This is a genomic window from Enterobacter sp. HSTU-ASh6 (assembly GCF_026319105.1).
In the GTDB taxonomy this organism is placed as follows: Bacteria; Pseudomonadota; Gammaproteobacteria; order Enterobacterales; family Enterobacteriaceae; genus Enterobacter; species Enterobacter sichuanensis.
The window spans coordinates 73,178-99,169 of the sequence record NZ_WSPD01000007.1 but is presented as its reverse complement, the minus strand read 5'-3'; the positions used below and the strand labels follow the sequence as shown (position 1 = coordinate 99,169).

Annotated in this window: 22 protein-coding genes and 1 tRNA gene; 14 read left to right on the top strand and 9 right to left on the bottom strand. The window is 47.4% G+C overall.

The window, feature by feature from the left end:
• Positions 1-9: 9 nt before the first annotated feature.
• From tauA to mmuP, 3 genes are all read right to left on the bottom strand, one after another.
• Entirely contained in the window at positions 10-972 is a 963-nt protein-coding gene (gene tauA / locus GM298_RS10605) for a taurine ABC transporter substrate-binding protein (RefSeq protein WP_025756238.1), read from the bottom strand.
• 611 nt (positions 973-1,583) lie between these two features.
• Complete coding sequence (gene mmuM / locus GM298_RS10600) at positions 1,584-2,516, bottom strand: homocysteine S-methyltransferase (protein ID WP_045286817.1); 933 nt, start codon at positions 2,514-2,516, stop codon at positions 1,584-1,586.
• Positions 2,503-3,903 (bottom strand): S-methylmethionine permease, encoded by a 1,401-nt coding sequence (gene mmuP, locus GM298_RS10595; RefSeq protein WP_266154087.1) that lies wholly within the window; start codon positions 3,901-3,903, stop codon positions 2,503-2,505. The genes mmuM and mmuP overlap by 14 nt, the downstream gene beginning before the upstream one ends.
• Positions 3,904-4,238: 335 nt before the next feature.
• On the opposite strand from mmuP, the gene GM298_RS10590 reads away from it, so the two are divergent.
• From GM298_RS10590 to catA, 8 genes are all read left to right on the top strand, one after another.
• Complete coding sequence (locus GM298_RS10590) at positions 4,239-5,348, top strand: AI-2E family transporter (RefSeq protein ID WP_008503245.1); 1,110 nt, start codon at positions 4,239-4,241, stop codon at positions 5,346-5,348.
• Between the two features lie 119 nt (positions 5,349-5,467).
• Complete coding sequence (locus GM298_RS10585) at positions 5,468-7,252, top strand: diguanylate cyclase (RefSeq protein WP_266154086.1); 1,785 nt, start codon at positions 5,468-5,470, stop codon at positions 7,250-7,252.
• Between the two features lie 196 nt (positions 7,253-7,448).
• A complete protein-coding gene (locus GM298_RS10580; RefSeq protein WP_266154085.1) occupies positions 7,449-8,060 on the top strand; it encodes a flavin reductase family protein in 612 nt (203 codons plus the stop codon).
• 161 nt (positions 8,061-8,221) lie between these two features.
• Positions 8,222-9,295 carry a catalase family peroxidase gene (locus tag GM298_RS10575; protein ID WP_266154084.1) on the top strand — a complete coding sequence of 358 codons (1,074 nt, stop codon included), beginning with the start codon at positions 8,222-8,224 and terminating at the stop codon, positions 9,293-9,295.
• Entirely contained in the window at positions 9,292-9,879 is a 588-nt protein-coding gene (locus GM298_RS10570; RefSeq protein WP_266154083.1) for a cytochrome b, read from the top strand. Before GM298_RS10575 ends, GM298_RS10570 begins: the two co-directional genes overlap by 4 nt.
• A gap of 401 nt (positions 9,880-10,280) precedes the next feature.
• On the top strand, positions 10,281-10,775 hold the full coding sequence (locus GM298_RS10565) for a molybdopterin-dependent oxidoreductase (RefSeq protein ID WP_266154082.1): 495 nt from the start codon (positions 10,281-10,283) through the stop codon (positions 10,773-10,775).
• Positions 10,776-10,792: 17 nt separating this feature from the next.
• Entirely contained in the window at positions 10,793-12,724 is a 1,932-nt protein-coding gene (locus GM298_RS10560; RefSeq protein WP_266154081.1) for a GGDEF domain-containing phosphodiesterase, read from the top strand.
• Positions 12,725-12,786: 62 nt separating this feature from the next.
• A complete protein-coding gene (gene catA, locus GM298_RS10555) occupies positions 12,787-13,464 on the top strand; it encodes a type A chloramphenicol O-acetyltransferase (protein WP_266154080.1) in 678 nt (225 codons plus the stop codon).
• Between the two features lie 65 nt (positions 13,465-13,529).
• On the opposite strand, the gene GM298_RS10550 is transcribed toward catA, so the two are convergent.
• Together GM298_RS10550 and GM298_RS10545 are read right to left on the bottom strand one after the other, a co-directional pair.
• The gene (locus GM298_RS10550; protein ID WP_266154079.1) at positions 13,530-13,823 is read right to left on the bottom strand and encodes a contact-dependent growth inhibition system immunity protein; all 294 of its coding nucleotides are present in this window, start codon (positions 13,821-13,823) and stop codon (positions 13,530-13,532) included.
• A gap of 38 nt (positions 13,824-13,861) precedes the next feature.
• Complete coding sequence (locus tag GM298_RS10545) at positions 13,862-14,236, bottom strand: hypothetical protein (protein WP_266154078.1); 375 nt, start codon at positions 14,234-14,236, stop codon at positions 13,862-13,864.
• Between the two features lie 1,436 nt (positions 14,237-15,672).
• On the opposite strand from GM298_RS10545, the gene GM298_RS10540 reads away from it, so the two are divergent.
• A complete protein-coding gene (locus GM298_RS10540; protein WP_266154077.1) occupies positions 15,673-16,479 on the top strand; it encodes a DUF4225 domain-containing protein in 807 nt (268 codons plus the stop codon).
• Here the strand turns inward: GM298_RS10540 and GM298_RS10535 are convergent.
• Both GM298_RS10535 and GM298_RS10530 read right to left on the bottom strand, forming a co-directional pair.
• Complete coding sequence (locus GM298_RS10535; RefSeq protein ID WP_015673660.1) at positions 16,476-16,790, bottom strand: hypothetical protein; 315 nt, start codon at positions 16,788-16,790, stop codon at positions 16,476-16,478. The genes GM298_RS10540 and GM298_RS10535 overlap by 4 nt on opposite strands.
• Before the next feature lie 603 nt (positions 16,791-17,393).
• Positions 17,394-17,466: transfer RNA gene (locus tag GM298_RS10530), tRNA-Thr, on the bottom strand.
• Positions 17,467-17,704: 238 nt separating this feature from the next.
• Between GM298_RS10530 and GM298_RS10525 the strand changes: the two genes are divergently transcribed.
• The gene (locus tag GM298_RS10525) at positions 17,705-18,619 is read left to right on the top strand and encodes a hypothetical protein (RefSeq protein WP_094395956.1); all 915 of its coding nucleotides are present in this window, start codon (positions 17,705-17,707) and stop codon (positions 18,617-18,619) included.
• 506 nt (positions 18,620-19,125) lie between these two features.
• On the opposite strand, the gene GM298_RS10520 is transcribed toward GM298_RS10525, so the two are convergent.
• Entirely contained in the window at positions 19,126-19,590 is a 465-nt protein-coding gene (locus tag GM298_RS10520; RefSeq protein WP_001580470.1) for a helix-turn-helix domain-containing protein, read from the bottom strand.
• Positions 19,591-19,828: 238 nt separating this feature from the next.
• Between GM298_RS10520 and GM298_RS10515 the strand changes: the two genes are divergently transcribed.
• Entirely contained in the window at positions 19,829-20,326 is a 498-nt protein-coding gene (locus tag GM298_RS10515) for a hypothetical protein (RefSeq protein ID WP_000919052.1), read from the top strand.
• 157 nt (positions 20,327-20,483) lie between these two features.
• Here GM298_RS10515 and GM298_RS10510 read toward each other — a convergent pair whose 3' ends face one another.
• The gene (locus GM298_RS10510; protein ID WP_047653282.1) at positions 20,484-21,041 is read right to left on the bottom strand and encodes a recombinase family protein; all 558 of its coding nucleotides are present in this window, start codon (positions 21,039-21,041) and stop codon (positions 20,484-20,486) included.
• A gap of 236 nt (positions 21,042-21,277) precedes the next feature.
• Here GM298_RS10510 and GM298_RS10505 point away from each other — a divergent pair, with 236 nt between their 5' ends.
• The 3 genes from GM298_RS10505 (at position 21,278) to GM298_RS10495 (ending at position 25,873) form a co-directional block, all read left to right on the top strand.
• Positions 21,278-23,542, top strand: a complete 2,265-nt coding sequence (locus GM298_RS10505; protein WP_072657363.1) for an AAA family ATPase — start codon at positions 21,278-21,280, stop codon at positions 23,540-23,542.
• Complete coding sequence (locus GM298_RS10500; protein WP_127729696.1) at positions 23,539-25,377, top strand: UvrD-helicase domain-containing protein; 1,839 nt, start codon at positions 23,539-23,541, stop codon at positions 25,375-25,377. Before GM298_RS10505 ends, GM298_RS10500 begins: the two co-directional genes overlap by 4 nt.
• Positions 25,378-25,540: 163 nt before the next feature.
• On the top strand, positions 25,541-25,873 hold the full coding sequence (locus GM298_RS10495; RefSeq protein ID WP_266154076.1) for an NIPSNAP family protein: 333 nt from the start codon (positions 25,541-25,543) through the stop codon (positions 25,871-25,873).
• Positions 25,874-25,992: the final 119 nt, after the last annotated feature.

Here is a 25,992-nt window from a genome sequence, read left to right as displayed (position 1 = left end):
GCGGACTCCTTATTTCACAAAGCGGTCGGTCACGTACTGGCTGTAATCCGTCGCCACAGCGGGCACTTTGCCCTGCTCTTTCAGGAAAGTGGCCGTATCCACAATCGCTTTGTTTACCGGCCCGGTCAGCTGTTGTACCTGCTGCGCGGGGGTCAGATAGGTATTACCCTTCACCAGCCCCGGCACGTCCGCTTCCGGCACACCACTCAGGCGCGACAGTTTTTCCAGGTTGGCAGGCTGCTTCAGCCACTCATCCGGGTTGCTGATATAGGGCTGCTGGGCGTCAATGGCGCTTTTGGCAAAGGCCTTCACCACCTCAGGATGCTTCTCAGCGAAGTCTTTACGCACGACCCATACGTCGAGGGTTGGCGCGCCCCACTGGCCCACTTTTTCGGAGTCGGTCAGCACGGTGCCCTCTTTTTCCAGCTCGTTCACGGCCGGTGCCCAGACGTAAGCCCCGTCAATATCGCCGCGCTGCCAGGCCGCGATAATGGCCGGCGGCTGCAGGTTGATAATTTGTACCTGACCCGGTTTGATGCCCCAGTGTTTGAGCGCCGCCAGCAGGCTGTAGTGAGTAGTGGAGATAAACGGCACGGCGATACGCTTGCCGATCAGATCTTCCGGTTTGGTGATGTTTTTCTTCACCACCAACGCTTCGGAGTTACCGAGCTGTGACGCCAGCAGGAACACCTCAATCGGCACCTGCTGGCTGGCCGCGACCGCCAGCGGGCTGGATCCGATATTGCCGATCTGCACATCGCCGGACGCCAGCGCGCGCACCACGGCCGCCCCGCTGTCGAACTTACGCCAGTCAACTTTTGCGCCGCTCTCTTTGGCAAAGGTGTTATCCGCCTGCGCGACTTTCGCCGGTTCCGCAGAGGTTTGATACGCGACGGTGACGTCCACCGCCTGCGCCTGAAATGCCCACAGCGCCAGGGCGCCGAGTAGTGTGATTCGCGATGAAATTGCCATAATGCCTGCTCCCCTTGTTGTTATGAGGGCAGTATTTCCGGCGGAGGAATTTTGATAAAGGAATTAAAATGAATCGCTAATAACCATTCGTTTTTAGATAAAAAACGGGAAAGGATAGTGAATTTTGTACGGTGTTTTTTCCCTCTCCCCGTGGGCTGAGGGATCCCCAGTAATTTTTTTACCGAAAGCGACGAAGGTTGTTTCAGGAAAATGAATGAATTACAGCGATGCCCTGGTCCGGCTGTAAATCGCCGAGGCGTTTCCGTAAGGCCGGGGCGAGGCGCAGGGATGCGCCGAGAGGGCGTGGCCTGCAGGGATGCAGGCTCATGCCCGACCCGATAGCCTGAAGGAATAAGCTGAGGGTACCGCGAAGCGGCGATTTACCGCCGGGAGCCCGGGTCGCCAGGGTGGTGGCGATTGAGCCACCCTGGCACGTTCACCGGTCATGTCGTTACAGAGTAGCAAGGTACACAAAGTGAACGGAATTACCTCCACAGTCGTATGTTCCCCCCTCACCCTAGCCCTCTCCCTCAAGGGAGAGGGGGTCGACTGTGCAGACATTATTTTGTGGGGATCCCTCAGCCCCGTGGGAGAGGGTTAAGGTGAGGGCCTCAGCGCTTCGCGTTAAGCTCAGCGATATCCTTCGGCGTGGTGCGACAGCATCCGCCAATCAGCTTCGCACCGGCGTCCAGCCACTGGGGCAGATACCCCGCCAGCGTCTCACACGCTTCGCCGTGGTGGTGCCAGGTTTTGGTCACCGCATCATAATGCTCGCCCGAGTTCGGGTAGACCACCAATGGCAGCGCCGTCAGGCTTTGCAGATGTTTCAACGCCGCCGTGGTGTTTTCCAGAGCGATACAGTTAATGCCCAGCGCGACAATCTGCGGAGCGCTTGCCAGCACGCTGACCACATCACGCAGCGGCGTACCGTCGCTCAGGTGTTCGCTGTCCCGTAAGGTAAACGAAAACCATGCCCGGGCGCGGGGATATTCGGCCAGAAGTGCCGCCAGCGCCCTGATTTCCGCAAAGGACGGCAGCGTTTCACACGCCAGCAGATCGGCACCGGCATCCAGCAGCGCCTCCACGCGCGGGCGGTGGAAAGCAGTGAACGCTTCAGCACTGCGCACATAGTCGCCGCGATATTCCGAGCCATCCGCCAGATAGGCGCCATACGGCCCCACGGAACCTGCGACCAGCAGCGTGCCCGCATGCGGATTTTCAGCCAGATACGCTTCACGCGCCTTGCGCGCCAGCGCCACGCTTTTGCCGATCAGCGCCCGGGATTGCGCTTCATCGAGGCCGCGTGCCGCAAAGCCCGCAGGCGTCGCCTGATAGCTGGCGGTGATGGCCACCTGCGCGCCAGCCCGGTAGTAGTCGAGGTGGACTTCGCGGATAAGCTCCGGGTTTTCCATCAATACTTTGGCAGACCAGAGGTTGTCTGCAAGATTACATCCCCGCGCTTCCAGCTCCGTCGCCATCGCGCCATCCAGCACCACAAACGGCTGTTTTTCGAGGATGGCGGTAAGCGGATTATTCTGCGACATGTTCAGGCTCCTGCGATGTCATATTTCGGGTCAGGTAGTACGCACCATAACACAGGGCGACAAACGGAATCCCGCAATAAAGGGCAATGCGCTGGCTCGGGTCAAACCACAGGCCGACACAGGCCACCACGCAGAGGATAAAACCGAGTACCGGCACCAGCGGATACCACGGCGCACGGTACTGCAGCGCAGAGAGCGGCTGGCCGGACTGCAGATGACGACGACGGAAAACGAAGTGCGACGCGCAGATGCTGATCCAGACCGCCACCACGGCAAAGCCCGAAATTGCCGAGAGCGCCACGAACACCGTGTCCGGCGCCACCACGCTTGAGAACAGCGCCAGCACGCCACCGAGCATGGAAACGGAGAGCGCCGTCAGCGGCACGCCGTTTTTGTTCACCCGGGCAAAGCAGCGCGGCAGCGTTTTCTCATTAGAGAGCGACCAAAGCATGCGCCCGGAGGCATACAGCCCGGAGTTCGCCGCCGAGAGGATCGCCGTCAAAATCACAAAGTTAAAGATGTCCGCCGCGTAAGGAATACCCACTTTTTCAAACACCAGCACGAACGGACTCTTTTCCACGCCCGCCTGCTGCATCGGGATCAGCGCCGCCAGCACAAAAACAGTACCGATAAAGAAGATAATCAGCCGGGCAATGGTGGTACGGATAGCCACCGGGATCACCTTGTGCGGGTTTTCCGTTTCACCCGCCGCGATACCGATCAGTTCGGTCCCGGAGAAGGCAAAGTTCACCGCCACCATGGTCATCAGGATCGGCAGGCCGCCGTGCGGGAACCAGCCCTCCGCGGTAATGTTACTCAAGCCTGGCGCCAGTGAACCGTCCTGCATCGGGATAAAGCCAAAGACCGCCGCCCCGCCCAGGATAATAAAGGCGATAATGGTGATGACTTTGACCAGTGAGAACCAGAACTCACCTTCCGCAAAGAAGCGCGTGGAGATGACGTTAAGGCCAAAAATCACCACGCAGAAGACCACGCACCACGCCCAGACGGGCACCTGCGGGAACCAGTACTGCATACAGAACCCGGCGGCGGTAAAACTCGACCCGAGCGCCACCGTCCAGGTGAGCCAGTAGAGCCACGCCACGGTGTAACCCGTCGCCGGGCCAAGATAACGCGCGGCATAGACGTGGAACGCGCCGGTTTCCGGCATCGCCACGGAGAGCTCGCCCAGACACTGCATCACCAGCCAGACCACCAGCGCGCCTATCAGGTACGCCAGTAGCGTACCGGCCGCCCCGGTCGTCGAAATAATGTATCCGGTATTGAAGAATAACCCTGTCCCAATCACGCCACCCAGCGAGAGCATAATCAGGTGGCGTGTTTTCATGGTGCGCTTAAGCTGCCCATTTTCTTGTTGTGTTTGCATATTACCTTCTATACGTATGGACATCTAAACATCCAAAGAAGGTGTGTTATACCGCGATTGTTAATAAAAAGCTAGATGACCAGACGTAAACGGGCACGCCGCGCGCTGAGTCTGGGGTGGGTGGTGAGGATCACATAGAGAATCGGACGCCAGGCCATAGGCACCTCCGCAAGCAGATACTTACAGCATGGTGCCGGACGAGACGTTCTTCGGTCAGTCGAAAGTAGTATCCATGAAGAGCGGCGTCATACCGCAACGCCACCCGGCGCAAGGGTTGGTAATTCTCACAATCAGTTCTATAGTCGACACAGTTTCTTAGTAACCAGGACTGACTGATGCGCTTTAACGGACTGACCAAAGGTTTCTTTATTTTCATCCTCGCCCTTGTGACATGGGCGTTCTTCGACGTGCTGTCGCCCTACTTCTCCGCCATTCTGTGGGCCGCCATTCTGACCGTCATCTTTAACCCGGTAAAAAACAAGCTGCGCGCCGCGCTGGGGGATCGCAACGGGCTGGCCTCGTTGTTGACCATCGGCATTATCTGTCTGATCGTCTTTATCCCGCTGATGGTGATCCTCTCTTCACTCGCCATTGAGCTGAACGTGGTGTACACCAAACTGCAGGAGAACAACACCCAATTCCCGGAGGTGGTGGCCAGCATTTTCAATCATCTGCCTGACTGGGCCAGCGGTTTCCTCGCGGATCACAACCTGACCAACGCCGCGCAGATCCAGAAAAAACTCTCCGATGTCGCCCTGCAGGGCGGGCAATATCTCGCCGGCAGCGCGTTTCTGATTGGCAAAGGCACGTTTGGCTTCGCCATTAGCTTCGGCATCATGCTCTATCTGCTGTTCTTCCTGCTGAAAGACGGCCCGTATCTGGTGCGCCAGATCCTCGACTCCCTTCCGCTGTCCGATTTTGCCAAGCAGCACCTGTTCGCCAAGTTCGTCGGCGTCTCCCGCGCCACGGTAAAAGGGACCGCAGCGGTGGCCGTGGTGCAGGGCATACTCGGCGGAATTGCCTTTGCGATTGCCGGTATCGACGGCAGCGTACTCTGGGGCGCGCTGATGGCGTTCCTCTCGCTGGTGCCGGCCATCGGCTCAGCGATTGTCTGGGTACCGGCCGCCATTTTCCTCTTCGCCACGCATCAGATCTGGCAAGGGCTGTTTATTGTCGGCTTCTTCGTGATCGTCGTCGGGCTGGTGGACAACATCCTGCGCCCGCTGCTGGTGGGGAAAGACACCAAAATGCCGGACTACCTGATCCTGATCTCCACCCTCGGCGGTATGGAGCTGTACGGCATTAACGGCTTTGTCATTGGGCCGCTGATTGCTGCGCTGTTTATCGCCTGCTGGAACCTCTTCTCCGGGCGCGACCACGAAGGCAACGCCGAAGAACTGGACGCGGATTTCATTGAAGAGGGAAAAAACCCTCCAGATTTGTAAGGATGTGACGATAAAGACCACACCAGGCGGCACTGTGCCGCCTTTTTTTTCGCCTTAAATCAAACGTTTTCTATAATTTGAAGAACGCCGTCCTCTTCATGTTGTAAAAGGATCATCTGGTGCGAATCGCGACGATAACAAACTGGGCCTACGGTGCCACGGTCTGCCTGACTATCGCCTCCGGCATCATCATGCTGATGGCGTCCAATGCCGACACGCTTGAGCGTCAGGCCGTTGAACAACGCCAGCGTTTTGATGCGCTTACGGAAGATATCGAAACCGATATCTGGGCGCAGTCTGATTTAGCCCGGCTGTACGTCATCAAAAAAGATCCGCAGGTTCTCAAAGAATATAACCAGGCCGAAAACAGCCTGAAGCGCATCGAGCTTCGGCTGGAAAAGCTGCAGGATAATGGCGCTTCGGATGAAGAACTGGCCCTGCTGCATGAAGGAATAAAGATCGTCGATGAACTGCAGGACGAACAGCAAACCGCACTGAACAGCCTTGAACAGGGTGACGACGCTCAGGCCGTTGCCCTGCTTTATGGCGCACCCTATGAGCAGGAGCTTGAGCGCGCCCAGAACCAGATCGATCACTTTCGCCAGATACTCGACAAGCGCGTTATCGCCTCCGTTCAGGAGGCGACAAAAAAATCGAAAGCGCTCCGTACGGCTTCTGAAATGATGGTCGGCCTGACCGCCCTGCTGTTCCTGTTTGTCCTTGGTTTTATCCTGAAACGTCGCGTGCTGCGCCCCGTGGTGCGGTTGAGCGACGTGGTGCACCGCCTGGCGTCACAGGATTACGCGGTTGAAACGCCCAATTTCAACCAGATTGATGAGATAGGTGACATGGCGCAGGCCATCCGCATCTTCCGTGAAAACGGGCTTGCGCGACAGCGTCTGGAAAGAGAGCGCGATGCCGAATGGGCCATCCGCGAGCTGCTGGCGCGCATGACCCAGCGGCTGCAGGGGTGTGAGAACGTTAACGATGTGATTAACGTGGCGGAGCTGTTTGCCCCCAATATCGCGCCGGGGATCGCGGGCCGGCTCTACGTCCTCGACCGCGATCCGTGGCAGATGCGCTGCGTCGCGCACTGGTTGTCGCCGACCGGTGAAGAAGCCACGTTCCATCCGGATGAGTGCTGGGCCATACGGCGCGGGCAGAGCCACCCGCCGGTAAACGGTGAACCGGATATTGCCTGCTATCACCTGCCGGCGTCAGAAGGGGACAGTTCGCTGTGCGTCCCCCTTATCGCCCAGGGCGAGGCCATTGGTTTACTCTCCTTCCAGAATATCACTGCAGAAAATGCCCCTTACCGCGCCTATCTGGAACTGATGGCTGAAGCACTTGGGCTGGCGCTGGCCAACCAGCGTCTGCGCGACGCGTTGCTGGAAAAAGCGTTGTTTGACCCGCTCACCGGCCTGCGTAATCGTCATCATCTGGAAGATACCCTGCAAACCCAAACGGCACAGGCGATGCGCAGCGGCGAACCGTTAAGCTGCATGATGATCGATATCGACCACTTCAAGAGCATTAATGACCGGTTCGGCCATGAAGCGGGCGATCAGGTGATCAAAAGCGTGGCGTCGATTGTTCAGCGGGCCACACATGACAACGGGCTGGCATTTCGTTACGGAGGCGAAGAGTTTCTGGTGCTGCTTTCCGGTGCCGATGAAGAAGAAGCGCACGCCTGTGCGCAGAAGATTTACGCCGGCGTGCATGAGCTGTCGCTTCGCTACGGGCTGACCGAGATTGGGCCGGTGGACGTGTCGATTGGGATTGCCAGCTATCCGCAACATGCCCAGACCGACAATCTGCTGCGCGCCGCGGATGTGGCGTTATACCGGGCGAAAGAGCTGGGCCGGTCGCGGATCGTGAGCTTTGGCATGCTGGAGGCAGGTTAGCGGGGTTCGCGCCCCCCGTTAAACGGCTAAAGGATCCTGAGCGGGATAAGCCTCTTTTCTCACAGGGAAATATTCCGTGTCGTTGCTCTGATAACAAGCCAGTGCAGCGAATGCGCCGACCTTACTTCACGCTTCACCGAAGTAAACTACGTCTGCACCACATAGACTGGGCCTTTGTTAATCAGAGGATGAGAAAATGAAAACCCAGCAAGTCGATTTTGCCTCTTTATATTTTGGTACCCCTGTCGCCATTATCTCCAGCCAAAATCCTGACGGTTCAACCAACCTGAGCCCGATCTCGTCGTGGTGGATCCTTGATCAGAATATCGTATTCGGCCTTGGTACCGACGGAAAGTGTTATGAAAATATAAAGGATAATACGGGTATTGTTCTCAATATTCCGGACAGCCGCTTATGGCCGAATATTGAAGCGCTCGCCAATAAAACAGGCAAAGCCTCACCACCAGAATGGAAGAAAAAGATGGGGTATATTTTTGAACAGGATAAGTTTAGCTGCGGAAATTTTCACAAAATGAAGTCGGAGACAGTTAACGCAGTGAGAATTAAGGAGTGTCCGATACAAATAGAAGCTACGGTTTGCGGGATATCGCCCCTTGCCGGTTCCCGGGAAAGCCTGGTATCCGTTGATGCCACGATAACCTGCGCGCACATTTCCGAGACGTTATTAATTCACACCGGGAAAGGGTTAAAATTTAATGTGGAGAAATGGCAGCCCTTATATTACCTGTTTCGTCACTATTTCTCTCTGGGCGCCCGGCTTGGTCATAACTTCCGATGTGATGAGTAACCCCACCATTCTGGCAACGGAAAGTTTTAAACTTTTCGTGATATTCTGTCTTTATGCCCCTGGCCTCATATAATCGAGTCATATTCGCCACTGTATTATCGCCTGCCACGCACAACATATTGTGCATGGCAGGTGATGATAATTTTTATGGAAAAACGTCTATGTCGAAACTGGATTTGAGGTCCAAAAAAACCTGGGGCGCCCTGGCATCGATCGCTGTTGTCGCCGGTACGCTGGCATCGGCTTTTGCATGGACTGCGGGCTGGCTTGGGTCACGCACGGTCAGCCAGGCACTGGTGAGTGAAACACCAAAACCCTTTCCGCCGGGCTTTCGCCGTGCGCATGGCAAAGGCATCTGCTTTGCCGGCACCTTTGTGCCAAACGGCTCAGCGGTTTCTCTGTCCACCTCCCGGCTATTTTCTCAGCCGGAAATCCCCGTAGTGGGCCGATTCTCAATTGGTACTGGCGATCCCCACGCCCCGGATAGTACAACCAAAACCCTGAGCATGGCGCTGTTGCTGAAAACGGATGACAAGCAACAATGGCGGATGGCGATGAATAACGAACCTTACTTCGCCACCCGCAACCCGGAAGGATTTCTGGCCTTGCGCCAGGCCACGGCAGTTGATGCGGCCACCGGCAAGCCGGACCCGCAGCGTCTCGCGGACTTTTTGAAAGCCTACCCGGAGGCAGAGAAATACCTTAAATGGGCGGCGCAGAAACCCGCCCCCGGCAGCTTCGCCGGGGCGACGTTTTACAGCATCAACGCTTTCTACCTTGTGAACGCGCAGGGGGAGCGACAACCTGTGCGCTGGATGATGCGTCCGCACGATCCGTTCTTCTCCCTGAGCGATGAACAGCGAAAGAAAGCGGATGATAATTTCCTGTTCGAAAGCCTGCGCCAGCGCCTGGCACAGAAACCACTCTACTGGGATTACGTTTTGCAGCTCGCGCAGCCGGGCGATCCGGTGGATGACCCTTCCCGACCCTGGCCGGATAATCGCAAGCAGGTGGTGGCCGGTACGCTGGAAGTGACGCGTGTCGAAGCGCAATCCGTGGGCGCGTGCCGCGACGTTAACTTTGATCCCTCTATCGTTCCGGCGGGCGTTGCGGTGACGGATGATCCCGTCTTAAACGCGCGTTCGGCCGCTTACTCGCACTCTTTCAGTCGCCGTGAGCGAGAAATTGGCTATGGCAAAGCCACCGAAGCCGAGCAAAAGCAGGAGGTAAAATGAGCACGAATAAACGTCTGCGTGAGCACGCCCCACAGCATTTCAATACCCTGGCACGAAGCCTGCACTGGCTGATGGCGGTTATGATCCTGGCGATGCTTTTCATTGGTGCCGCCATGATGACGTCGTTACATCATCGGATTTGGTTGATCGACCTGCACCGGCCACTGGGTATCGCCATTTTACTGCTTGCGCTGGTTCGTCTGGTCAATCGGCTCCTGAGCCGCACGCCTCCTCTGCCTGCGGATTTGCCCGTCTGGCAGGTGCTTGCAGCGAAGGCATCTCACTGGGTGCTGTACGCGTTGATGCTGGCAATGCCGCTGCTGGGCTGGGCACAGCTTTCGGCGGCGGGCGTGCCGATCGTGATGTTTGACGGTTTCAACCTGCCTCCGATTGTTCCCGCCAGTCCGGCACTGTATGCGTGGTGCCACGACGCCCATAGTCTTCTGGCAAAATTACTTTTTGCGGTGGTGCTGGTCCATATCTCTGCCGCATTAGTGCATGCGTGGATCTACCGGGACACCGTTTTTGCCAGCATGGCGAAAGGAAACAAGTCGGCATCAGCCGTCCGGGAGGAGCTGAAGTAAGGAAAGCGGTTCTGGACAAGCACACCCGGAATGCTCGTGTCCTCGCTAATCGTCATCCTGAAACGGCAGATTCAACCGGGGCGCGTATTTTGTCTTCAAATTCGCGCCCCCAAAAAGCCACGGATACCCCACCGCTCATGGGGTGGAAGATAATATCAATCAAATAAAGTGATCATTTTTTAAACACAAGAGCATTTCCGCCCGCAATTTATGCTTTTATCAAAACGTTAAGCGGCGCTCGCATAACAAACACCCTGCCAACAGAAACACCTAACTCGTTGATAAAGATGAGTTTACATCAATAAAAACGATAAAAACCCTTGCTCACCAACAAAATATATCAACTCGTGTGATATCTAAATTATAATTCTTATACTTCTGTTAAAAAGGTGGAGGCCGAAATGCGATTAACCTTACTGCTGTTATGCTGTCTGGTACAGAGTGTAACCTGGGCAGGCGAACTGCCAAAACCTGTTGGTAAACCCATTTTAACGATTTACGGTAATATAGAAAATACCAATGAAAATGGAAAAGCAGTGTTTGATCTCGCCAGCCTTGAAAAACTGGGCATGGTAAGCTTTGAGACGACCTCCCCCTGGTATAATGGTCGAACTAGGTTTGAGGGGGTTCCGATGCGTAAACTCATGGATTATGTGGGTGCAAAGGGTACTAACATTAATGTTATTGCGCTCAATGATTACTCAACCGTCATCCCGCTCAGCGACTTTAAAAAATACAATGCCATACTTGCTTTGAAGGTGAATGGCGAATATATGCGCATCCGCGATAAAGGTCCATCATTCATTGTATACCCCTATGACAGTCTTCCTGAGTTGAATAATCAGATTTATTACTCGCGTTCAGCATGGCAGGTTAGCAAAATGAAGATTGAATAGCAGTTCAGGAGAACATAATGAACAGGATACTGGTTGGTATCATTTTTTCTCTTTTTATCACGACAGGATATATTGCATTCCTTGTTTACGATCGCCAGCAGGAATTGCAAAAACTGACTCAGTACACCGAGTCCTGGTCCGTGGCTCAACTGGTATCCGAGTATTACCGCTTTGAATCATGGCTTGGTCTATACGCAACCGATACCGATGACGTTACGATAGACCAGGTCCGCATGCGTCTTGAAATTATGCTCAGTCAGGGCGATTTAATGAAGGGGGGTGATTTAGGTCGCTACATTGACAGCGATAAAACGCATCAGGAGCTCGCTTTACGCTTAGAAAATATACTGAATTATCTGGATAGCCATCTTGAAAACATGAGCCATGCCGAGTTACAGGCCTACCTGAAAAATATGCATGAGCTCGATGCACCGCTCAGCCAGCTTTCTGCCACGGCATTAACAAAAGATATTAACACGGTTAATGAATCCAACACAAAAATACAGATCCTTTACTATATTTATTCCGCGCTTTCATTGCTGCTGGTGATCCTAAGCTTTATTCTTGGCTTTTTAATGATCTACCAGAATAAAAATATTCTCAAAGCGCACATGCAGGTTAAAAGCCTGGCTGACGAACTCCAAATATCAAAAGAAACACTGCAAATTCAGAATGCGAAGCTGGAATATGATGTTTATCATGATTCCCTCACTGGCATGAAAAACCGTCTGTTCTTCTGGGACGATCTCAACAAAATTAATCTTCAGGCGGATAAAAACCATACGCCTGTCACGGTGATGTTATTTGATTTAGACCGGTTCAAAGAGGTCAACGACACTTATGGCCATGATACCGGCGATTTACTGTTGAACCAGGTATCCCGACGTCTCACCTCAATGAGCAGCGCTTCCGATACGTTTTACCGGTTGGGCGGCGACGAATTTGCCCTTCTGTCCAGTGGCTTGACCGAAAACGCGGCAATTTCGCGCGCCAAAGAAATCAGCGATCAGATCAGCCAGTCCTATACGATTAATAACCAGCTGATAAAAATTGCGACCTGCGTGGGTATCGTTTTATCGGATAATGAACGACGCTCTGACTTTCTGTATAAATTTGCCGACCTGGCCCTGTACGAAGCGAAAAAAGCCGGTTCCCAGCAGATAAAAGTGTTCCGTCAGTGGATGATGCAAAAATTGCAGGAGAGCAGAACCCTTGAACATGACATGGCACTGGCGCTCGATCACAATGAATTTGTGATTTATTACCAGCCGATTGTCGATTCATTCAGCAATGACATTTACGGCTACGAGGCGCTTATTCGCTGGATGCACCCGGTAAAAGGGATGCTGTCGCCTGACTACTTTATCTCTGTTGCTGAAAAAACCGGGATGATCAACGCGATCGGCAAAATTGTGCTTGAGCTTGCCTGCCGGGAAGCGGTCTCCTGGGCGGTTCCGGCACGGATCTCGGTGAACGTCTCACCTATCCAGTTGGGTAATAAATCGTTTACGACGATGGTGCAAACCATCCTGAAAGAGACCGGATTACCGGCTAACCGGCTTGAGCTGGAGGTGACAGAGTCTTCGCTCTTCAGTGACAGCACAATGCCGATTACGATCCTCAAAAAACTGCGTTCGCTGGGTGTGAAAATTTCCATCGATGATTTCGGCACGGGATATTCGTCGCTCTCCAGATTGAGTGAGCTTAATTTTGATAAAATCAAAATAGACAAATCCTTTGTGAATCCGATATCCACGCAAGATGATGCGCTTAATATCGTCAAACTGATTACCGGTATGGCGAAGAGCCTGAATATGAGCGTGATTGCAGAAGGTGTAGAAACCGAAGCGCAGCTTGAACGTCTTCAGGCCCTTGGCTGCGATCTGGTGCAGGGATACCTGTTTGGAAAACCACAGCCGGAGATTGACAGCAAGATTAGATGCGGTTGAAATGGTTCGCGGTTGCTTCTGGCCCAACACCATTTAGATGACAGCGAATCAAAGGTTAAAAAATGAAAAAGACCGTCCCGGAATATACACCTGTTGATTTATCTCGTTGGGCAAGGAAGGAGCATTTTGAAGTTTTTCAGTCGTTTGCTGAATGTACCATCAACCAAACGGTTCTGATCGACATTACCGTGCTGCGAAAACATATTAAAACGGTTGGCTGGAAGTTTTACCCCACTATTATTTTCCTCCTCTCTAAAATCATGAACCGGCATCCTGAGTTCCGTATGGCCATGAAGAACAATGAGCTTGTCGTATGGAATGAAATTCATCCCAGCTATACCATTTTCCATCCCGAAACGGAGACCTTTTCGTCATTGTGGAGCCACTACGATGGCAATATGCAACACTTCCAGGACACGTATGCAGAAGATACGGCGCGCTATGGCCATAACCTTTCCTACTGGCCTAAGGAAGAGTCCCGGGAAAATGTCTTTTTCGTATCGTCTATTCCATGGGTAACGTTTACGAACTTTAATATGAACATTGCGCATATGAAGAACTTCTTTTCACCTATGTTCACGTTTGGAAAATACTACGAACAGGATGGGAAAGTGTTGTTGCCTATGGCGGTGCAGGTACATCACTCGGTGTGCGATGGTTTCCATGTGGCGAGGATGTTTAATGAGTTGCAGGAGATGTGTGATGGGCTGCCGGAGCTGTCAGCGGAACTTAACGAATGATGCGTAAGAAGTCGTGATGGTTTCTTTTGGTCGGGATTGAGCATTAAGTCTGCCAGACATCTATGCTAAGCAAGGACTAGCCTGCGCACTGTCATCAGAAAATCGAAAGGGGTCGAGTCCCACAGCTCAGGTGAAAAATCAAATCCATATCGCATTTTGAACTCATCATCCAGCCTGCCTTTATTACACTCAATAAAAGTATCAACTTCTTCGGCTAACGCTTTTAGCATCCAACCGGGGGCTGTTTTTTTATACAGATTAATGATGCCCTCAATGGTATCCTCCCCCTCATTGATGAGGTCATGATCCTGATTGAAATAACCCTGAATCAGCTGATCAAGATGATAAAAGCTTTGCATAATCCTTCTACTCTATAGGTCGGAACTGCACATATTTGTCAGCGCGTGTGAGAAGCCAACCGGCCTTTCATCATTTTATGCGCTTTCCATGAAAGGCCAAGTGGTATCAGATACCAGACCGCAATAACACCAAAAACTGCAACAGGTAAGTAATATAACAGCAGCGAGTACGTATAAAAGACAGGAAGCAAAATCAGCGGTACCAGGATAAGCAACAGACAAATCATCCCACCATAAAAACGCTTACTTAGATCATCCACTAATATTGAAAGCGTTTCGTCAGCATTTTCATCCCTGCTCAATACCTCTTTCAGACGAGATAATTGCTTACTTGAAAAACCATTATCCAGCAGGTCTTTTTCCGTCAGTTGACTGGTCATATGCTCGTCTGTTTTCATGATTGGTATATTCATGAAAGGATAACCTTAAGATGGGATTTTTTAAACACTTGACTCAATGACGAATTGCCGGACATTGCAGGCAGGCTTGAAGATCAACCAGTACGATCGGCGGAGTTCAAGGTTTTCTCTGGGGTTAGCAATTTCTACAAGTCGCACGTTAGACATCATTGTAGGCATCGCCCAAGACTTAACATTGAATGTCCGAAGTTATGCCCCAGCAGTGACTTGGTCCTGGTTGAGTCCAGTTACAGGATATAAAGTACCGTCTATAAACAGCGATAATAGAAACAGAACAACACAGTGCAGCGCAACTAATTGATTAATAATTATTTTATTCTATATGATATTTTTACAGACCCCTTTAATACCCCCAAAGGTTTGTTTGAGGAACATACGTGTTGATTCGAGCCGCGAGTTCTATCAGTGTTTTGACACCTTAAATAAATGGGTATGCTGTTCAGTTTTTTTAGTTGCTCTCAAAAGTATCAGGTGTCAGCCGTGATAGATGGAATCATTCTGTGTAGCAGTCAACAAAATTGGTCGTTTCATTAGAACTTTCCTGCACAGATCTACTGATTCGTTTGGTGGTAATTCACTGTTATGTTCATGTAGCCTGAGCGCCCTTAATTTTTCTAAAATGTAGTCCGTAACTGCGTAATGAGCCCCACAACACATTAAGTAACCTATCACCATCACTCACTCATTAGTATGGTTCCTAATGAAGACATTATTAACTTCGGTGTGTATTAATCAACGGGGAGCAGGTCAGCCGGGCGCTGTGCTATCGGTATGTCATACGATTGTGAGAAGACGACGCCTTGTAGCGCTTCTGGTGGAGCATACGGGGCTATCGGGTAGACTGTTTGCATTGTTGTGGGAAATGGTGCAGAAGGGTGACGGCTAGGCCGGGAGAATATCGCTTGTTAGTGGCTGATCTTTAGCCCGCTTTGGTAATGTTGCTGGAGTAGTTCTGTGTCTGCTGGCAAATGCGCAATTGTGCTTTCAGCAGGTTTGACACGCTGGCAGGTTCAAAGGTTTGAAATCTGAAATTGTGCGATGAACTTGCAAATTCAAACAAAATCCTTGAACAAGAGAACTCACCTAAAATCCTCCCGACTGTCTCCCTTCTGTTGATGAAATAGCTACTGGTTGCCCTGCTTTGCGTCAACGTTCCGAAAAGCAATACCTGCCCAAGCTTGTTGCAGTGAGGCGTGTCGCTGAAGGCATCACGTAGCGATATTTGGCGAAGAAAAGCGCTTTTCACCGAGGGCCTGGGCTGACGGTCTAGCAGATCATCAACAGAGCCGGGGATATTTTGAACAGGAGAATGTAAACTGGAAGGATAAAGCAACGGGACACCCACGGGGGCGGGTTGTGAAAGTATTTCCTGTTGTCTTCGACCTTATTGCACGTAAAATGACCAGACACATTTTGGGAAGGAGTCTTTAATGGATATCGCGCTGCTCAACAGGGGCTGGAACAGAACATGGTCAGATACCATGGTAAATCTGGAAGCCCGGAAACTCGTCGAAACTGCAAATCGGCTATCAGCATTCTATTTGCAAGATGGGATAACACGTATCAAGTTTGTCGAAGAGATAAGGCAGGTCGTAGAGAAAGAATTTGAAACTGCACGACGGGCCAAAACCGATGAAGAATGCATTGTATGCATCAAAAATCTGCGTGCCGAAACAGATAATCTGCAAGAACAAGAACGCCTGTTAAGAACCAGAGCCGCCCAACTTTATGCAAAGGTCGAGTTTGTCAGGGAAAATAATAAAATCGTCGGATACATGATTTCAGCAATCCATATAGTGGTATCTGGAGCAGCATTATTTGGTGGGATGGTTATGATGTCCACTATGATCCCTGTTGGAGTTCTTGCAGGAGCAGTTTTATTTGTTGATGGTATTAACGGTATAACAAAAGAAGCAAGCCATCTTCGCTATGGTGAACAATCCAAATCGGAAGGAATTTTTGCTGATGGCGCAATGGAGACCGCACAATTTATGGGGTTTAGCCCAAAAAGTGGATTAGCTCTTTATAATACGGTGACTCTAGGGGCGAGTGTCTATAGTATCTTCGGCTTAGCAAGGAAACCCGGAGCTTGGCGATTATTCCGTTGGCTGCCGCGTGATTACTACCGAAAAGTTGACACAATGAGCAAGCCTAAGCTAACGATGAAAATCGCTGGATATGGTGTCAAAGCGAAAGTCATTTTTGATCTTCTGGCTACTGATAACAGTACTAATTAAGATTTGTTCGCTCTACAGAATCGCCAAGATTTATAAGCAAGTACAGGCGGCTGTATAAAAATTGCAACCGCTGCGCCACAAGAAAGGCCAATAGCACCAGAGAAAACACTCTGCTCAGATGCGAACATCACAAGAAAAATGAATACAGCAAGGCAACCGGATACAACCCACACGGCAAGAATAAATCGCCTGGCCAGGTCCCTGATTGCATTCCCCAACGTTCCACCATAGCTTTCAACGTTGTTCTTTATCTTCTTCAAATCCGATGGTGTAAAGCCAGAACTCAACAAAGCCTCATCAGTAACATCCATATTGTCCTCTCCGCATTTCTTAACTGGCAATGGCACACATAATCATAGTGATGAACTTTACAGTAATCCACATGATGTTTGTGCAATGTATTAGATTTCAGACAATAGAAGCCATAAAGCCCCGTTAGTGGTACAAGCAACAAACGGAGCGTAGCGACTGCATCAGGCCAACCTAGTTGATTTCGCTTTGCGAAAGCACCAGTGACCAAATCAGATTGTCAGAGGGATCACACCTTATCAGGGTGCTCGTGTACCTTTCGGAGCGTGAGCGAAGCGCTTGGAGAGCCTGCATATCGTGTGCAGGTACGTTTACCACTATTCACCTGTTTACGTGGCTCACAGGCCACACATCGGGCTTAAATGCGTATGATCAATCTGTTTGGCAGCGTCATCAGCTTCGAGTTGATAGCGGTTCGTGGGGACTGTTCACGCTTTGTACCTGTTCGAGCTTTACAACTTCAAGCCGCTACGTGCTAAGATCCCTGAATTGCCACTGTTAACCATAGCGGCAACTGTTGGTCATAGAATCCCTTAAAAAAAGACTGTACCTTGAGAGCGACAATCGTCTCAAGTCATTATTTTTAAAGGATTTTGTTGTGTGAGTGCCGATAATAGGAGTCGAACCTACGACCTTCGCATTACGAATGCGCTGCTCTACCAACTGAGCTATATCGGCTTTGGGGCGCGTAACCATAAAGCATTAATCAATGATGAAATCGCATTGTAGGACAGTTTTGTAGGAGAGCCAATGTCCTCTACAGAGCACTAAAAAACTCATGACGTAAAATAGCCTAAAATGAAAATAATTATAAAACAATATGTTATGTTACCGTTTAAAAATAGCCAACCAGAAGCATTGAAAAGCCTAAGTTCACAAAATAATGTCCCGCTTATTCAACTAAGGAGTGGGAATTATGTCATCAGAAACTAGTTTACGTAGTCAGCTTGAGCTTCCAAATGATCAGCAAATTGATGTCCTTGCTGCGATTCTCGACAAAGAGAACGAACAGGCGACATCAGCCCGTAGTATGTCTACCGAACCTCAAGAAGTTCTTGAGAAACACCCCGGTATTACTCCTTTTAAAGATCTCGTTTCAAAAGCATCAGAGATCGTTTTGACAAAAAATGGTAATGATATAGCGCAATGTCTACGCTCTATCCTTGAAAACAAAAATGATTACCTAAACCATCGAGATGAAGCAGTGTCATTGTCAATTGCGTTGAATATTTCACAATACATAGCTCCGAGATTTCGTGCGCTTCCTCCATCACCTAAAAGAACGTCTGATGATGAACCAAACCAATTAAGCATTGACCGCCAAGTCATCGATATGCACTGGACATGGATACAAGGACAAAAAAAAGCGGTAGGTGCAGAAGAGTTTGAGCACCTATTTCAGCGTGAAGAATTTGACTGGATCTTGGCAGAAAAATTTGCGCGTCTAAATTGGACAACTGACGTAAAAATCAGGGCATTACAGATCAATGTAAACCTTCAATGGGAGTTAGCACAGTATCAATCTAAAAAACACCGTGATTCATGGCGGAAACTTCAAAAAGGAGATGTCCGAGGTGGCAAGTTGCATTCATTGGGGATTGCACAAGTCACGGAGAGACTTGAAGTTTCAGTAACAAAACGGAGAAATCTAGCAAAACATATTCCTCATTGGGTTAATGTTTGGCTTGCTTCCCGCATATCCGATAAATCATACATGAGTTTAGCGCAGATAATGAGATTTATGACAGGGGAAAGCCACGATGAGAAGAGGCTTAAATCATCATTAAAAGCTGTTTTACAACGTTTAGATTCATATGAGAAAAAGATGTGAACTCAAAATTTGAATGAAACGATAGCCTTGAAAAACAATTTACCGAGTTTATGCGCGATTAGTTTACCCAGTATGGGAGCTATCTCTTTTGCCATAAAACCCGCGTAAATCATAGTTCTTTGTATGACTAGGGTATTGCTTAGCTTTCTAACTTTTGTAACTAATTACCCAATAACAGGGTCGCGACTTTGTCGCGACGGGCTGCTTACGCAGCCTGAGTTATCATAGAAGAACAACTCTCGGGAAGGGTGAAGATTCGGAGCAAAATAAAACTGGCAAAAACTCACGGAGTGAGTTTATTTTTTGAATCCACCACAAAAATCATAACAACTTGAATCTAATAATAAAAAACATTAAAAGCGATACGTAACGCCTCTGTAACGCACCCGTGTTTCATGATTATCTATATACAGCCGAAAGAATCAAAAGTCCTAGGGTGGACAGCATCCATTATGGGGATGCAATGTATAAATCCTATTTGCCAAATTTATATCCTTATACTGGCACTACTTCCTAAGCTTATCCCATTTAACAGCAGACACAATTCCCCAATTGCCCGCAGAATTCGGCCTACGCCACTTTGCCGTCTCCATGCTACGGAGATATTCAAGGGCTTCGATAAACGAGCCAAAACGCTTCTGAGCGGCTTTATCTCCTACTGCAAATGAACCATCGCGACTACTCGCCAGTTCGGGATTAAAGCACGTCCCATCCGCCGCATAGGGAACCAGTAGTTCTGGGTCGTTTTCTTCGGATGAGTCGAATACTAACAACTGCCACGGTTCAACACTGAGAGCGCTAGCCAGCACCTCAATGGCATCGAGAGATGCATTAGAACCGCCACGTTCAATGCGGCTCATATAGCTACGTGCAAACCCACACCGATCCGCAAACGCTTCCTGGCTCATTCCGGTGGCAACGCGCAACTCTTTTACCCGCTCGCCAAACTGTATTCTTAGGGATTTTTTCATGCACTGAATGTGCAATTTTGACCACTGTAAGGCCACGCTCCATATGAGACATTTCGAATCTAACGATCCCTATTGTGAGCACAATCACCCTCACGAGAAGTCTGTATCGCTACAATCAAAGATTCAAAATGAATACTATTAGTGACAAATCAAGCCAATATCGTATGATGGCTGTCACAGGTTGGGTGTCTTCAGCGCTCACTATGAGATGTGATGTTGTTTGGCAAATGAGGAAATCATGGCGGGATCAGATTTTATATTACCTATGATAGCGGGAGCCGTGCTCAGTTGGGCCAGTTACAGCATGGTCGCGCACGTTACATCAAAACGGCAGATCAGCACTCTACGAGCAATCTCATGGGGTGTTCTGGGAACGCTCTCACTAGTGCTGGGATTAAGTGCATTCGCAGCTGTTAGCGCTGAACTCCCGGGAGAAAAACAAAATGCCTTGTGCTTGATTAACGAGCCAGAATGCTATGCAAAAGCACATCATAACCCCGTCAAAAAGTGCAAACAGGTAATGGATGAGAAAGCGACATTTCGCCATGTGTGGCTAGATAGCGAAGAGCAACCAGTTTTCAGCACCTACCTCTGGCACGACAAGAGCAAACAAACTATTCAAATATTCGGGCAACAAGCTAAGGCGATTAATAGCCTTGGGATTCAAACACCACTCCAATATTTTTGTGTATTCAACGCCAACACCGGGGAAGTCATCGCGGCTTCATTTGAGTAACCACTATAAGCCCCCCGAACTTATAAGTGGGGGCATTCAACCTCGTCGATCTTCTTTGCTGCTCTAACCGGAAACGGTGTCACAATCTTTCTTTCGTTTTGAATCTCTCACGCTAACCAACCCAAAACTCGGGGTTGCAATGAAAGTTTAGAAGCATTTAAAGCAGCGCGGCTATAGTCGCTCTGGAAACACCGTATTCACGCGCTAACGCACTGATACTGGTCCCGCTATTCTTTTTCTCTATAATCGCCCTACGGGCTTCTGGTGCGATTTTCGACGGTCTGCCCAGCTTCTTTCCTTCAGCTTTTGCTCGTGACAGCCCCGCCTGAGTGCGTTCAATAAGTAGGTCACGCTCCATTTCCGCAACGGCTGCCAGCATAGACAACAGAAGCTTACCGGCAGCAGAAGTGAGGTCAGTAGTTCCAAGCTGGTGGACGATCACCTTGATATTACGCTCTGCCAGTGCCCTGACCGTCTGGAGAACATCAATCGCATCACGTCCCAGACGGTCTAGTTTTGCAACTACCAACGTTTCACCATCGCGAATTTTGCTAAGCATTTCAGAGAACGCTTTACGTTGCATAGCCGGAACCTTCCCACTGACAATATCGGCAAACCAATAGTCAATTTGCCACTCAGCTTGCTCAAGCTCCAGTCGCTGGTTCTCAGTATCCTGCTGCGTTGTTGAAACACGCCCGTAGCCAAAAGTAGCCATTGTTATCTCCTCATCTGACCCCTGCCAGAAAACGAGGCCAACATTAGGATGGCCTGTCAGAAAAGCCAAGGCTATTTTTCCAACAGTGTGAAGGCGTGCGATTGGGAGGTGCCAGAAAACGGTCGATTTCTTACATCATGGTTTCTATTGACTACACAATCAAAGTGGTTATGTTCTAATCGAAACGTAAACATTTCTTTAGCACAGCAAAATAATTTCATAAGGATATTATTAATATGAAAATAAATTTCATTGAAATTAAGAATTTCAGAAAGTTGAAGTCTGTCCGCATAGATATTGCAGAAAAAACCACTCTCTTTGTTGGTGCTAACAATAGCGGTAAAACGGCTGCAATGGAGGCCTTAGGACATTTCCTCGTTGATGCCTCGCGGTTTAGCGTAAATGATTTGACACTTTGCAATTGGGCAAAAATAAAAGATATCACTGAACAATGGTTAACTGAGGAAAATATAGACCTTGCTAAATCACAGGAAGCTTTCTCAGATCTTTTTCCTTGCATGGATATTTGGATCGAAGCGAAAGAAAATGAGCTCCAATATGTCAATCATATACTACCAACGTTAGAGTGGAATGGAGGTTTAATTGGAGTAAGACTGAGATATGAACCCAAGAAATTTGATGTTTTCTTTGAGGACTTCATATCTTCCCGCCAAAATTCATTAGATATACACGACCGAATTTCTGAGCGGATTGATAAAGAAAATTACACAATAGCATTGTGGCCTAAAGATATTTATGAATATCTTTCAAGAAAGTTGAACTCAATGTTTACAATTAAGTGTTATAGCTTAGATCCTTCGAAATTAGAATCATCTGATAATGGAATAGCCAAACCCCAAAGAATAGACAGTCAGCAAACATTACTTGATGGCATACCTCTCAAAGATCTAATAAGAATTGATGAGATCAATGCACAACGTGGCTTTGGAAGCCCCTCTGCTGCCGACAAAGAGAATAGCAAATTAAACACACAGTTGAGAGATTATTATTCGAAACATCTTAACCCAATAGAAAGCCCTGAACTATCAGATATCGAAGCTCTACAAGCCATTCGTGATGCTCAGGATACATTTGATGAAAGATTAAAAAACTGTTTCTCCCAAGCCATAAAAGAAGTTGAAGGCCTCAACTATCCAGGAGTAACTGATCCTAAACTAAAAATCTCTACAAAAATAGAACCAATTGATGGCTTAAATCACGACTCAGCAGTTCAATATGAGTTAACTAATGCTTTAAGCAATGTATCTTTAGACTATTTAAGATTGCCAGAGAGTTATAATGGACTAGGTTATCAAAACTTAATCTCAATTGCATTTAGACTAATGGGGTTCAGAGATAGTTGGATGAAAGTTGGCAAAGCTACAAATAAAAAATTAGCAGACGACAATCAAGAGGATTTTCCAGCTCCCCTGCATTTGGTTTTGATTGAAGAACCTGAAGCTCACTTGCATGCACAAGTGCAACAAATCTTCATTAGGAAAGCATATGATATATTGAGGAATCATAATAATTTAGGCGATAAAGAAGAGCTTCATACGCAACTCATTATAAGCACACATTCGAGCCATATTGCCCACGAGTGTAAATTTTCTTCTTTACGATACTTTAGAAGAATTCCTGCTTGTAAAGAACATGAGATCCCTGTATCAACAGTAATCAATCTTTCCAATGTTTTTGGTGTAAATGATGATACGGAAAAATTTGTAATAAGATACCTAAAGGCAACACATTGTGATTTATTCTTTGCAGATGCAGTAATTCTTGTTGAAGGCCCAGCCGAGAGGATTTTAGTTCCTCACTTAATTAGAAGACACTACCCTTTCTTAAATCAAAGCTACATTACCTTATTAGAGATTGGTGGTAGCCATGCCCATCGACTAAAGAATCTGATTGTTAGTTTGAATCTTTTAACTCTAATTATTACGGATTTAGACCCTAAGGATTCACAAGATGGCAAGGTTAAGCCCTCTAAGAAAGGCAGCGGTTTCGTTACAAGTAATACAACGCTTGCAAGTTGGGTTCCAGAAGTTACCGGTGTCGATGAATTGTATAAACTCACGGAAGATAAGAAAGAAAAGAAATATAATGATTTCTTTTATGTTTACTCAGCTTTTCAGATTCCTGTTTTGGCTGCATTCAAAGGTGTTAACCAAGAATTTTTACCAAACACGTTCGAAGACTCATTAGTCTACAATAATCTAGATTTTTTCAGTAATCTTACTGGTAATGGTTTAGTGAAGAAATTCAAAGCATCAATTACTAATTGCAAAAATGCAGAGGAATTTGGAGAGGAATCATTTTTACACTTATCTAAAGGTAATAAAGCTGAATTTGCATTAGATATACTTTACCATGACGAAAGCGATAAATTAAACACACCTAATTATATAAGTAATGGTCTAAAGTGGCTCGAAGAAAAGATAAAAATAAAACAATTAGAGCTTGTTTCTGATTTAGCCAGTGATGGAGAAAACAAATGACTATCAAACAAACTGAGGAAATATTAGATTCTAATATACATAATTACTTAACGGGCACTCAAAAGCATAGTTTCCTTCTTTATGCTGGAGCTGGCTCTGGTAAAACCAGGACTTTAGTTAATGTTCTGGAAATGATTTTGAAGAGTCACTCAGAAGAGTTCAGGCTAAGAGGAAAAAAAATAGCCGTGATAACATACACCAATGCGGCTTGTGATGAAATAAAAAGAAGAGTTAAATTCAACAAATTAATAGATGTGTCTACAATTCATAGTTTCCTATGGGAGCTAATTAGGCATCACTCCAGTGATATAAAATCTTGGTTAATGGAAAACATTGCTGCGGAGATAGCTGATTTAAGGGACAAACAAAGCAGAACAACTAGAGTTTCACAAGCTTCTTTAGAAAGAGAAAGAAAAATAGTTTCCAAAGAAAAACGTCTGCAAAACTTATCAGATGTATATAAATTCACATACAACCCTACCGGGGATAATAGAACTAAAGACTCTCTAAATCATTCAGAAGTCATTAAACTCGGTTCTTATTTTCTAGACAGAAAATATACAATGCAGAAAATATTGGTTAATCGCCATCCAATTCTTTTAATTGATGAAAGCCAAGATACTAACAAACTGCTAATGAATGCATTACTCGAAGTTGAGAAAAATAACAGAGATACATTCTCGGTGGGTCTGTTAGGGGACATGATGCAAAGGATATACTCTGATGGTAAAAGTGATTTAGAGGCATGCCTTGACGAACACTGGAAAAAACCTGAAAAAAGCATTAACTATCGTTCTCCAAAAAGAGTGGTTGCTTTAATTAATTTAATTAGAAGTCAAGTGGATAATCATAAGCAAAAGGCCAGAGAAGATGCCGAGGAAGGATATGTAAGAATTTTTATAAAAGAATGTCATTCTGATAATAAAGATAGAGATGAATCGTTTGTAAAAAAAAGAATGAGAGAAATTACTTTAGATGATGATTGGGAAAACCATGATTCATTAGTAAACACCCTAATATTAGAACATCATATGGCCGCAACACGTATGGGTTTTATAGACATGTTCACTCCTCTCTATCAAATTGAGCGATTAAAAACTGGGCTTTTAGAGGGCTCTCTGGGTAATATAAATTTCATTTGTGGAATTGTTTCACCATTAATATCCGCCTGTATTAAAAATGATACTTTTACTATCACTAACATTTTACGAACAAATGCACCCTTATTAAAAAGAGAACATCTTTTAAAAAACACAAATAATACCTCGCCACTTACACAGATCAGAAACTCTCTTGATATGTTAAAGAGTTTTATTTCTACAAACCCCGAACTTATCACAATTAATTTACTACATAAGATAAATGAAATAAAATTACTTGACGTCCCAGATTCTATACAAGAAATCCTAGAAAGTAACAATAACTCACAAGATGATATCATTGAAGCTTGGCAGAAAGCGTTTAGCTCTCCTTTATGTCAATTTGATAAATATTATAATTATGTCAAAGGGAAGACAAACATCGATACTCATCAGGGAGTTAAAGGTCTAGAATTTCCTCGTGTTCTAGTTTTAATTGATGATTCTGAGGCTAAAGGTTTTATGTTTAGTTATGACAAACTTTTCGGTGTTAAAGAAAAAACCAAAACTGATTTAGATAATGAGAAAGAAGGTAAAGATACTAGTGAAGACAGAACTAGAAGACTATTTTACGTCACATGTAGTCGAGCACAAAAAAGCCTCGCCATTCTTGCTTATACAGATAATACAGAAATGCTAAGAAAAAACCTACTACATAAAGGATGGTTTGATTCGAGTGAAATAGAAATAATTTAATTAAAAGCAGTAATAGGATATTTTAAAGTGAACTGACATCATAAAAATGTTGGTTCACTTAATACGAACCATCGGTAAGAAACAAAAGTTGGTGTTGAATAATATGTTCACTTATACATCTTGTTATTTTAAGCACACAGTCGACCATTAATGGAGAATAAAATTGAGAACCGTCGAAATACTGCAATACACCTTACGAAAAGGCAGCGGCGCCGCTTTTCACGCCATAATGCAGAAAATCAGTGTTCCCCTGCACCAACGCCACGGGATCGATGTTGTTTCGTTTGGTAACTCGTTACATGACCCGGATTGCTACTATCTGATTCGCGCCTTTGACAGTGCTGAAAGCATGGCTACGGTTCTTAATGCTTTTTACGCAAGTGATGACTGGCGCAGCGGCCCACGCGAAGACATCTTTGGCAGCATAGAGACCAGCATTAAAACAGTGATGAATCTACCATCAGAAAACGTTGAAGGGCTGCGGGTGCAATCGTAGGTCATCAAATTTCACCAAACGCGTTTTGAGCGTATCCAAATTCAGCACTATGAAAATCACCACCCTTAATAAAAAACGCGCCAAAATCGTTCTGAGCGCGTTAGAGCAAAAGAGAAATT